Source organism: Chryseobacterium sp. (genome assembly GCF_022712095.1).
GTDB lineage: Bacteria > Bacteroidota > Bacteroidia > Flavobacteriales > Weeksellaceae > Chryseobacterium.
In genome coordinates, this window is record NZ_JALAHD010000319.1 from 38449 (window position 1) to 49476 (window position 11028).

Consider the following 11028-nt stretch of genomic DNA (forward strand, 5'->3'; position numbering starts at 1 on the left):
ATTGAATTAACTTTAAGTTAGAAAAAAATTAAACAATTTAAAATAAAGAATAAAGGATATGAGAAATTACCAGATCGAAGACCTTCCCGATTACTTTAAACAATATAAAAAATCGATTAAAAATCCTAAGAAATTCTGGGATAATATAGCTGACAAAAATTTTGTTTGGTATCAGCGCTGGAGCAAGGTTGTAGATTATGATATGACGGAGGCTAAAATTACATGGTTCAAAAATGCAAAACTGAACATCGTTAAAAACTGTATCGACAGACATTTAGCGGAAAGAGGTGATAAAACAGCTATTATATGGGAACCTAATGATCCAAAAGAAGAGGCCTTGCACATAAGCTATAATGATTTATACATAAGGGTTAATAAGACCGCTAGCATTCTAAGGGATCTGGGGATAAAAAAAGGAGACCGTGTCTGCATCTACCTTCCGATGATTCCGGAACTGGCCATTACGATGCTCGCCTGTGCAAAATTAGGAGCAGTGCATTCTGTTATTTTCGCAGGATTCTCTTCTTCCGCTGTTGCTTCAAGGGTAAATGATTGTGGTGCAAAAATGATTATCACTTCTGACGGAAGCTACCGTGGAAGTAAAGTTCTCGATTTAAAAAGTATCGTAGATGAAGCTTTGGAAAAGACTGAAACCATTGAAAATGTTTTAGTAGTGAAAAGAACTCATAATGAGATCAAAATGAAAGAAGGAAGAGACTACTGGATGGCAGATCTTTACGAAAAAGCTTCAGAAGATTTTGTTACTGTAATCATGGATGCTGAAGACCCGCTTTTTATTCTATATACTTCAGGATCTACGGGAAAACCTAAAGGAATGCTTCATACCTGTGCTGGATATATGGTCTATACAGCCTATACCTTCAAAAATATTTTCAATTATAAAGAAAACGACATCTATTGGTGTACAGCCGATATAGGGTGGATAACGGGACACTCTTATATTTTGTACGGACCATTATGTAACGGAGCTACAACCGTAATTTTCGAAGGTGTTCCTACTTATCCGGAACCGGACCGCTTCTGGGAAGTGATTGAAAAACATAAGATTACCCAATTCTATACGGCACCGACTGCAATACGTTCATTAGCTAAAGAAAGTACGGAATGGGTAGATAAGCATGACTTGAGTTCATTAAAAGTAATAGGATCCGTTGGAGAGCCTATCAATGATGAAGCATGGCATTGGTTCAATGATCATGTGGGGAAAAAGAAATGCCCTGTTGTGGACACCTGGTGGCAAACGGAGACCGGAGGAATAATGATCTCTCCCCTCCCGTTTGTAACACCTACCAAACCAACCTATGCTACTTTACCGTTACCGGGAATACAGCCTGTATTAATGGATGATAAACGAAATGAAATTTCAGGAAATCAGGTAACAGGAAACCTTTGTATTCGTTTTCCATGGCCCGGAATCGCACGAACCATCTGGGGAGACCACCAAAGATATAAAGAAACTTATTTCTCAGCATTTCCGGGAAAATATTTTACCGGTGACGGAGCGTTAAGAGACGAAGTTGGATATTACAGAATTACAGGTAGAGTTGATGATGTGATCATTGTTTCCGGACACAATCTGGGAACTGCACCGATTGAAGACAGTGTTAATCAGCACCCTGCGGTTGCAGAGTCTGCTATTGTAGGGTACCCTCACGATATTAAGGGAAATGCTTTATACGGATACGTAATGCTGAAGGAAAGCGGGGAAAGCAGAGACAAGGAAAATCTTAAAAAAGAAATCAATCAATTGATTTCCGATCAGATCGGACCTATTGCTAAACTGGACAAAATACAGTTTGTTTCAGGGCTACCTAAGACACGGTCAGGAAAAATCATGCGTAGAATCCTTAGAAAAATTGCTGAAGGGGACTTTAGTAATTTCGGGGATATTTCTACTTTACTCAACCCGGAGATTGTGGAAGAAATAAAAAATGAACGATTAGGCTAAAATATCAAATCCAATATGAAGAGCAGGAAAATTTCCCTGCTCTTTTTTCATGAAAATAAAACAATTGTTTAAAAAAACAGCATTAAAACAAATAAAGCACAACATATAACACTTATAAATAAAGATAAATCAACAAATATTAAATTTAATTAAAAAACAAACAATATTAAAAAAATAATTATTACCTTTAGTATGAACTAAAAACCTATTGCTATGTCAAATATTTTAGCTGGATTATTTGAATTTCACAGCGATTATAAAAAACTTGAGTCCGATCTTGAGAATTCCGGATTTGAAAATTCCGAATATATCATTTATCTGGACAACAGCCACAACACTCAATATCTTGCCAGTGTTGCCGTGAAAGACCTTGATCAGGTAGACAATGCGAAACATATTTTCAGTCAGAATGCGGTTTTAAAAACGTATATGTTTGAAAATATGGGGATAGAACAGGCTAATTATGATAACCTGAAAAAATATATAGATGCAAGGAGCAGAGCGGAAATTCATAACAGTATGAATATAAAAATAAAAGGTTCCACAGAGGGTATCAATTCGGAAGTAAAATCATAAAACATATCTTTAAAATCTAATAACCGAGAATCCGTAGAGCTTTCTACGGATTTTTTGAATTATAAAAAACAGAAAAATAGTATTATTTTTCGTATTTTCGTTTAATAAAGGCTTTCACACAAATGAGTTACGATTTAGAACAAGAAAACAAAGAGATCCTTGCGCGGTACAAGGATCTGATTTCCAATACATACAGGACTTTGGATGAGGAAAATAACAAACTCATCCGAAAGGCTTTTGATATTGCACTGGATGCTCATAAAGATCAGCGCAGAAAAACAGGGGAGCCTTATATCTACCACCCTATTGCCGTAGCTAAAATCGTAGCTAAAGAAATAGGTTTGGGTGCTACTTCCATTGCATGTGCATTACTGCATGATGTGATTGAAGATTCCGACTATACCTATGAAGACATCAAGAAAATATTTGGTGATAAAATAGCCGATATCGTGAATGGATTAACGAAGATATCCATCATGAACCACCAGAACATTTCTGTACAATCCGAAAATTACAGAAAACTGTTGCTGACTCTTTCACAGGATTTCCGGGTTATTCTTATTAAGATTGCCGATCGCCTTCATAACATGCGTACTTTAGAAAGTATGGCACCGGATAAACAGAAAAAAATTGCTTCTGAAACCGTTTATATCTATGCTCCTCTGGCTCACCGTTTAGGCTTATACAACATAAAATCTGAACTGGAAGATCTTTCAATGAAATATAATAATCCGGAAGTCTACCATGAAATTTCCGAGAAATTAGAATTAGAGAAAGACAGCCGCGAAAGATATATCGAAGAGTTTAAAAAAGAGGTGTCCGAAAGATTAAAAGACGAAGGGCTCAACTTTACGATAAAAGGACGTGCAAAAGCTATATCTTCCATTTACAGAAAGATGCTCAAGCAGGGTGTTTCTTTTGAAGAGGTTTTTGATAATTATGCGATAAGGATCATTTATAAATCCGATGCCAAAAATGAAAAATTCCTGGCATGGAAAATCTATTCTATCGTTACCGATGTTTACCACAGTAATCCGTCAAGAATGCGAGACTGGATTACCCAGCCCCGTTCCACGGGATATGAAAGTTTACATCTGACTGTACTTGGTCCTGACAAAAAATGGATTGAAGTACAGATCCGTTCTGAAAGAATGGATGAGATTGCTGAAAAAGGAGTAGCAGCCCATTACAAATATAAAGAAGGCTATAAACAGAATTCTGAAGACAGAAATTTCGAAAGATGGGTAAGTGAAATCCGTGAAGTTCTGGAACAGCAGCAAAACCTTTCTACTTCTGAGCTTTTAGACAATATTAAGCTTAATTTATATTCTAAGGAGGTATTTGTATTTACGCCCAAAGGGGAAATTAAGATTTTACCTAAAAATGCAACGGCATTAGATTTTGCCTTTGCAGTTCATTCCGATCTGGGAATGAAATGTCTGGGAGCAAAAATCAACGGAAAGCTTGTTCCGATTTCCTACATTTTGCAAAATGGAGATCAGGTAGATATTCTCTCATCTCATAATCAGAAGCCCAAAACTGACTGGCTTGAATTCGTAGTAACCTCCAAAGCGAAGTCTAAAATCAAAAGCTTCCTGAATTCCCAGAAAAACCAACTGGTAGAGGAAGGCAAGGAAATTCTTCAGAGAAAACTTCGTCATGCTAAAATCAACTTTAATGATGATGAAGTCAATAAGCTTCAAAAGTTTTTCAATTTAAAGACTTCTCAGGAATTATTTCTTAAGTTTCAAAGCAATGAACTGGACGTAAGCAGCCTGAGAAAATATATAGAAAGTAAAAACGTATTCAACAACCTACTTTCAAGGTTCAGAAAATCTTCTCCGAAGAATACCACTTACGAAGAACAGCCGGAAACGAATCTGGACATGATCGTGTTCGGAAAAGATGAGGAAAAACTGAATTACAGTTTTGCCAAATGCTGTACCGTAATTCCAGGAGATAAAATTTTTGGATTTATCACCATATCCGATGGAATAAAAGTGCATAGCGATAACTGTCCGAATGCCATCAACCTAAGAGCTCAATATGATTACAGGGTAATCCCTGCTAAATGGGTAAATGCTGAAAGCTTTAAAAACCGTGTGAAAATTGAAATCGAAGGACTGGACAGAATGGGTATGATCAATGATATCACAGCTGTAATCAGTAATGCTATGGGAATGGATATGAAAAGCATGTCCATTGAGTCCAATGATGGTTTATTTACCGGAAATATTAATCTGGAAGTAAAAAATAAAGGTCAGCTGGAAGAAACTTTCAAGAAAATTAAAGCAATTAATGGCGTTTCCAAAGTGAGACGACTATAATTTAATATATGAAATTAAGCATCTACTTTAAAAATTTTTTCAATAATAGTCAGTCATCGGGAATTATCCTCATTTTTTGTGTCATTATATCCCTTATTATTGCTAACTCTTCAGCCGGTACTGATTTTCAGAGTTTTTTAGATCTGGAAATAGGTACTCACCTTTTTCATCTTGAATATCCTGTAAGTATTTGGATCAATGATGGATTGATGGCAATTTTCTTTCTTCTTGTAGGACTGGAAATCAAAAGAGAGCTGATAGAGGGTGAACTTTCTTCTTTTAAGAATGCTTCCCTTCCCATTTTTGCAGCTATTGGCGGGATGCTTATTCCAGCAGTAATCTATTCTATTTTCAACTCGGGAACAGAATACGGTAACGGCTGGGGAATTCCTATGGCAACGGATATCGCTTTCTCTCTAGCCATTATTTCCATGCTGGGAAGCAGAATTCCTGGTTCCATTAAAATATTTTTAGCTGCATTAGCCATTGTAGATGATTTAGGAGCCATCTTGGTAATTGCTGTTTTTTATACGGATCAAATCCACTGGGTATATCTGATTCTTTCTTTTGTGATCGTAGCTTTATTATTCCTTCTGAATTTTTTCAAAGTTACGAAGATCATATTCTATCTGATTCCTGGATTATTTTTATGGTATTTTCTGCACCATTCGGGAATCCACGCTACTATTGCTGGAGTTTTATTAGCATTCTCCATTCCAACCAATGCTTCAGATACTGAAATATCACCTCTGGAAAAGCTGGAGCATCAGCTGCATATTCCGGTAAGCTTTTTCATCATGCCTTTATTTGCATTAACGAACACCAATATCACCTTCAACAGTGGAATGGTCGAAGGGTTGACAAGTACATTAGGATTGGGAATTATCGGAGGATTAGTGATTGGAAAACTGATTGGAATTAATATGTTCTCATTTCTTGCGATCAAACTTAAACTAAGCTCACTCCCTCAAAACAGTTCGTGGGTGCAGATGCTGGGAGTTGGACTTCTTGCAGGTATAGGATTCACCATGTCCATATTTATTGCTTTGCTTTCCTTTAAAGGACAGATTGAAATTCAGGATGAAGCCAAATTTGCGATTCTAATTGCTTCTGTCTTAGCTGCTAGTCTTGGATATATAGTCTTGTATTCAAGCAGTAAAAAAAGAAAAGAGATACCTGAAGAATATTAAATTTTATTTTTTATCCTCTATTTTTCTGAGATGCTCTTCATTAACTTCTGATTCAGATTCTGTATAAGAAGGATAATAGGCTGCTTCTCTCTTTAAGCCGTCGGAAATAAGTTTTTCAATCCTTAATTTCCTGATGGCCATATTCAGTTCATTTCCAAATAAAAGCAGATAGACATTGACATTAACCCAAACCATCAAAAGGATCATACTTCCTATCGAACCGTATAACACATTATAACGGGCAATATTCTTCATATAAAGCGCAAAAAGGTAAGTAGTAAGCACAAATAGAATAGTTGTTAAAATAGCCCCCGGAACCGCCTGCCTGAATCTGGTAATCTTTACGGTCCCCAGCCAGTAAAACATTGCTAAAAGAATAAAATAAAACAGAGGGAAAGAAACAAATCCGATAATTTTAGTCAGATTATTCACCAGCCAGGAAATATCATAAGCCGGAGTAAACAGCTTCATTACTACTTCTACATAATAAACTCCAAATAAGGCAAGAAATACAATAGTGATAAAACCAATGGTAATAAAAAAGGATAGAATAAATTCTTTAACATCACTTAGTTTTTCTTCTGAATTCTCATTAAATCCATTGATAAGAGAAAAGGTTCCATTCGTCGCAAATATCAAGGCCAGTACAATGGTAAGATTACTGATTCCTTTCATATTGGGAATAATATTTTGCTCGATATATCCTCTTACATCACTTTCCATATTGGAAGGGAAAATATTATGCATCAGGACTTCAAAAATATAAAACTGAAGCTTATCATAATGCGGCATATAGGGTAAGATGGAAAGCAAAAACAAAATGAAGGGAAAAAGACTGATTGTAAAACTCCAAGAAATAGCAGCTGCCTTCCTTCCTATTTTGTCTTTAAAAATACCTGAAATGTAGATCTGAAACATCTGCCATACTGAAATTCCCAAAACGGGAATATGAATCCCGTCAAAAAAATCCTGTATTTTTAAAATAAACTTTGGAGTTTTTATTCCCATATATTATTTTGCTTTGAATGCCTAATGAAAATTCATAATACAAATTTAAGGGAATTTATCTATAATACTTAATTCTTTCCCTTAACCCAAATGTAACCAATTTATTTCATCAGAATCTATATTAGGTAAAAGTACTGATTTTTTAGATTTCTCATTCTTTTCTATTCCAGAACATGCTAATCATAAATCTTAAAATGATAGTAAGAATATGAAGTTATTCCTGAATTTATGAATATCTTTGGGCTTTCATTCTTATGAATTATGATTGCAACAAATGAGAATTAATTTACTTTGTATTGGCAAAACGGACGACAAGGAGATCTCGAGTCTAATTAATTATTATTTAAACCGCCTCCCAAAACACTGGAATTTTGAGATTACAGAAATTCCGGATGTAAAAAATGCGAAAAATTTATCTCCGGAACTTCTTAAGAAAGAGGAAGCCAAATTATTTCTCAATCAGATTGACAGGACCGATCTTGTTATTATTCTGGATGAAAAAGGCAAACAGTTTACCAGCAGAGAGTTTTCCCAGAAAATTGATAGCTGGATGAATTCTTCCGTGAAAAAAGTACATATTTTAATCGGAGGAGCTTATGGGTTTTCTGATGAAATTTATTCTAGGGCCAATGAAAAGATCTCTCTTTCCAAAATGACCTTTACCCATCAGATGATCCGTCTGTTCATTGTTGAACAACTCTATCGTGCAGATCAGATTTTACAGGGTAAGCCTTACCATAACGATTAATTTATTTTTTCTCGCAACGGGTATAATAATCGGTAAGGATCGTTTTTTCATATCCTAAGTTTACAGCTTTATCTAAATTGGAACAGGCTTCTTTGTCTTTACCGGAATCAAATAAAATCAAAGCTCTGGTTACATAGGATTGTGCAAATGTAGGATCAATTGAAATCGCTTTATTAACATCTGCAAAAGCTTCTTTAGTTTTTTTCATTTTAAAATAAACATCTGCTCTTCCGGTATAAAGAAGTGACTCAGGCTTTTCTGCAAGAAGCCGATTATAATCTTTCAAAGCACCTTCGAGATCTCCGTTATTTTTTTTAAGATTGGCTAGGCCTGTTCTAGCATAGATATTCTCAGGATCAAAACTTAAAATCTGATTTAAGTCCTGAGCTGCCAGATCCTTTTTCCCTGTATCATCATAAATCCGGGAACGGGTAAGATACATTTCCACATTCTCAGGTTCAATCTGCAGGCCTTTATTCACATATTCCAATGCTTTTGCCTTACTACCCCTCTGGCCATGAAGTGACGCCAGATTAGCGTATACCTGAGCGGATAAAGGATTAGCCTTTAAGGCAGATTCATATGATTTGAAAGCCAGACTCGTTTTTCCCAACCGTCTCTGGGAGGTTCCTAAATTATTATAATATTCAGATTGAAATTTCTGAATTTTCTCTTGTCCGGCAAGCTTGGAGTATTGTTCTTCAGCACATTTATAATCTGCTTTTTTAAAGCATTCTTCAGCTGCTTTTGCGTCCTGTGCGTAATGTATGGATGAAAAAAGAATAGGAAGTAATAAAAGGATTTTCATGTGGCTTTTTTTTGTTTGCTGATCACTTTCTTGGCGAGCGTAGCAAAAAGCCCTCCCAATAAAAATCCAACAATCGCCCCCACCAAAATATCCATTGGGAAATGCACACCTAAATATATTCTGCTGTAAGAAACTACAATAGCCCATCCAAATATGGCATATGGAAACCATTTTAATTTCTTTCTTAATAGAATACTCAAATAACTTGCCAAAAAGAAAGTATTAGAAGCATGGGCTGAATAAAAGCCATACTGTCCCCCACATTTCACAATCCTCATATGATCTATCAGTGTAGGATCATGGCAAGGTCTCAATCTTGCTATTCCAAATTTAAATACAGAAGCAAGCTGATCCGAAACGGTAGCCCCGATAGCAATAAATATAAGAATATATACTAAAGATCTTAGATTATAACTTTTCAGTAAAAAATAAAGAAAAATAATATAGAGCGGAATCCAGATCCAGGTGGAAGAAATCATCATCCAAAACTGATCAAAAGAAGAGTCCCCTAGATTATTGAGATATAAAAAGACGTGCTTGTCTTCCTGAACTATTTCTTCCATTATGATTATCGGCTTACAGGTCCTTCATGTGATTCATCATCAGCAGGCTTTGGTTTTGGATCTGCAGAAGAAGGTTCCGTGATAATATCTTTCTCAATATTTTTTACAGGATTAAAATCTTTTGCAGCATCTTTCACCTTTTCAATTTCACGTTTAATTTCAGAAACAGGATTATCTGTTTCTTTCATGATCTCAGTTTTAATATCTTCTACTGCACCACGCATTTTTCTAACCCCAGCTCCAAGGTCACGGGCAATCTGAGGAAGTTTATCCGGTCCAAATAATACAACGATTGCAATTGCAATCAGTGCCATTTCTCCAATGCTTAGTTCCATGTTGTAAAATTACAAAAGATTATACACATATTGAATCCCCACTTAAATTTTAAAGAAATTTTAAGATTTATAAATATTTATTAGCAATTAATAATCACAAAGTAAAAACAGTGAATATTTTACTCTAATATACTTTTCTCATCTCATTTAGAATAAAATTAGATTCTATTCTGAATGCAATTTATTTCCATTTTCAACAAAAAAAGAACTTTATACTCTAATTCCCTTTTATATTGAAATTATTTCTTTTTTTTCTGAAAAGCAGAATAAGTCACCATCAAACCAAGCCCCATTAAGATAAATGCAAGGAAGAAAGGCGCTCCTGGGAATTTAACGGGCGCTTCATCATGGGTAAAATAATAAAAGAGATTCGTCATCATCGGAGGCCCGATAATCGAAGTAGCACTCATCAGACTTGTTAATGATCCCTGAAGTTCTCCCTGTTCATTGGCAGGAACACTTTTGGTAATCACAGACTGAAGTGCCGGACCACATATTCCCCCTAAACAATAAGGAATAAGAAACACGAACATCATCCAGCCTTCCGTAGCAAAGGAAAATAACAGCATCCCAATCGCATTAAGAGCCAATCCATAATATATACTCTTTTCTTCTCCCAGTTTTGGAGCTGTCCATCTTATCAGAACCCCCTGTACCAGTCCTACTAATAAGCCTGTTACTCCGAGTGAAATCCCTACCATTCTTTCTGTCCAGCTGAATTCATACATGGTAAAGAAGCTCCAGTTGCTTTGCACTGCATGTCCTGCAATATAAATTAAAATCAAGGCAAATATTAATGCTGAGATTTCGGGATGCTTACCCAAAAACTTAAATGATCCTACAGGATTAGCCCTTTTCCATTCAAATTTTCTTCTCTTTTCTTTATCCAGACTTTCCGGAAGTATGAAATAACCATAGAGAAAATTAAGCATACAAAGTATCGCTGCGGCATAGAAAGGAACACGGGCACCATAATGCCCTAAGATACCACCGATTACCGGTCCTATAATAAATCCCAGCCCAAAAGCTGCACCTATCATCCCAAAGTTTTTCGCTCGGTCTTCATCAGTTGAAATATCAGCAATATAAGCGCTTGCAGTAGTTACGCTTGCCCCTGTAATTCCCGCAATTATCCTTCCGATAAATAACCATAGAATTGTCGGAGAAAGTGCAAGCAAAATATAATCTACAGCAAAGCCAAAAAGAGAAATAAGAATAATAGGCCTACGCCCATATTTATCACTCAGATTCCCCACCACAGGAGAGAATATAAATTGGGTAAATGCATATGCAAATCCCAGCCAACCACCATATTTGGCAGCCTCACTGATATCACTGTGAATGAGCTCTTCAATAAGCTTGGGAACAACGGGAATAATGATTCCCCATCCTGTAATATCAATCAGTAGCGTTATGAAAATAAAGCCAATAGCGGCTTTCTTTTTTGAATTTTCCATCTTGGTGCAAAAATAATAAAATCAGGATAATAATATTAATATTATGG

The 11028-nt window shown here is 35.8% G+C and carries 10 protein-coding genes; 5 read left to right on the top strand and 5 right to left on the bottom strand.

All coding sequences use genetic code 11. The features are described 5' to 3' along the window. The first annotated feature begins 58 nt into the window (after positions 1 to 58). The 4 genes from acs to nhaA all read left to right on the top strand — a co-directional run bounded on the left by acs (position 59) and on the right by nhaA (position 6062). A complete protein-coding gene (gene acs, locus Q0A18_RS16185) occupies positions 59 to 1969 on the top strand; it encodes an acetate--CoA ligase (protein ID WP_292011202.1) in 1911 nt (636 codons plus the stop codon). Between the two features lie 213 nt (positions 1970 to 2182). Then, on the top strand, positions 2183 to 2545 hold the full coding sequence (locus tag Q0A18_RS16190; protein WP_292011203.1) for a hypothetical protein: 363 nt from the start codon (positions 2183 to 2185) through the stop codon (positions 2543 to 2545). Positions 2546 to 2667: 122 nt separating this feature from the next. Continuing rightward, entirely contained in the window at positions 2668 to 4872 is a 2205-nt protein-coding gene (locus Q0A18_RS16195; protein ID WP_292011204.1) for a RelA/SpoT family protein, read from the top strand. An 8-nt stretch (positions 4873 to 4880) separates the two neighbouring features. Continuing rightward, entirely contained in the window at positions 4881 to 6062 is a 1182-nt protein-coding gene (gene nhaA / locus Q0A18_RS16200) for a Na+/H+ antiporter NhaA (RefSeq protein ID WP_292011205.1), read from the top strand. 3 nt (positions 6063 to 6065) lie between these two features. Here the strand turns inward: nhaA and Q0A18_RS16205 are convergent, their stop codons facing one another. Next, positions 6066 to 7070, bottom strand: coding sequence for a YihY/virulence factor BrkB family protein (locus tag Q0A18_RS16205; protein WP_292011206.1), 1005 nt, complete (start codon positions 7068 to 7070; stop codon positions 6066 to 6068). 274 nt (positions 7071 to 7344) lie between these two features. Here Q0A18_RS16205 and rlmH point away from each other — a divergent pair, with 274 nt between their 5' ends. Then, complete coding sequence (rlmH, locus tag Q0A18_RS16210; protein ID WP_292011207.1) at positions 7345 to 7818, top strand: 23S rRNA (pseudouridine(1915)-N(3))-methyltransferase RlmH; 474 nt, start codon at positions 7345 to 7347, stop codon at positions 7816 to 7818. Position 7819: 1 nt separating this feature from the next. On the opposite strand, the gene Q0A18_RS16215 is transcribed toward rlmH, so the two are convergent. The 4 genes from Q0A18_RS16215 to Q0A18_RS16230 all read right to left on the bottom strand — a co-directional run bounded on the left by Q0A18_RS16215 (position 7820) and on the right by Q0A18_RS16230 (position 10981). Beyond that, on the bottom strand, positions 7820 to 8626 hold the full coding sequence (locus Q0A18_RS16215; protein WP_292011208.1) for a tetratricopeptide repeat protein: 807 nt from the start codon (positions 8624 to 8626) through the stop codon (positions 7820 to 7822). Continuing rightward, positions 8623 to 9189, bottom strand: coding sequence for a phosphatase PAP2 family protein (locus tag Q0A18_RS16220; RefSeq protein WP_292011209.1), 567 nt, complete (start codon positions 9187 to 9189; stop codon positions 8623 to 8625). Before Q0A18_RS16220 ends, Q0A18_RS16215 begins: the two co-directional genes overlap by 4 nt. Positions 9190 to 9194: 5 nt before the next feature. Then, positions 9195 to 9524: a twin-arginine translocase TatA/TatE family subunit gene (locus Q0A18_RS16225; protein ID WP_292011210.1), complete on the bottom strand. Its 330-nt coding sequence runs from the start codon at positions 9522 to 9524 to the stop codon at positions 9195 to 9197. Between the two features lie 239 nt (positions 9525 to 9763). Continuing rightward, on the bottom strand, positions 9764 to 10981 hold the full coding sequence (locus tag Q0A18_RS16230) for a TCR/Tet family MFS transporter (RefSeq protein ID WP_292011211.1): 1218 nt from the start codon (positions 10979 to 10981) through the stop codon (positions 9764 to 9766). Positions 10982 to 11028 lie beyond the last annotated feature (47 nt).

Excerpts from the sequence above, each read along its gene's own strand:
- Q0A18_RS16205 (WP_292011206.1), bottom strand. The coding sequence starts at position 7,070 with ATGGGAATAAAAACTCCAAAGTTTATTTTAAAAATACAGGATTTTTTT.
- rlmH (WP_292011207.1), top strand. The coding sequence starts at position 7,345 with ATGAGAATTAATTTACTTTGTATTGGCAAAACGGACGACAAGGAGATC.
- nhaA (WP_292011205.1), top strand. The coding sequence starts at position 4,881 with ATGAAATTAAGCATCTACTTTAAAAATTTTTTCAATAATAGTCAGTCA.
- Q0A18_RS16230 (WP_292011211.1), bottom strand. The coding sequence starts at position 10,981 with ATGGAAAATTCAAAAAAGAAAGCCGCTATTGGCTTTATTTTCATAACG.
- acs (WP_292011202.1), top strand. The coding sequence starts at position 59 with ATGAGAAATTACCAGATCGAAGACCTTCCCGATTACTTTAAACAATAT.
- Q0A18_RS16190 (WP_292011203.1), top strand. The coding sequence starts at position 2,183 with ATGTCAAATATTTTAGCTGGATTATTTGAATTTCACAGCGATTATAAA.
- Q0A18_RS16215 (WP_292011208.1), bottom strand. The coding sequence starts at position 8,626 with ATGAAAATCCTTTTATTACTTCCTATTCTTTTTTCATCCATACATTAC.
- Q0A18_RS16225 (WP_292011210.1), bottom strand. The coding sequence starts at position 9,524 with ATGGAACTAAGCATTGGAGAAATGGCACTGATTGCAATTGCAATCGTT.
- Q0A18_RS16195 (WP_292011204.1), top strand. The coding sequence starts at position 2,668 with ATGAGTTACGATTTAGAACAAGAAAACAAAGAGATCCTTGCGCGGTAC.
- Q0A18_RS16220 (WP_292011209.1), bottom strand. The coding sequence starts at position 9,189 with ATGGAAGAAATAGTTCAGGAAGACAAGCACGTCTTTTTATATCTCAAT.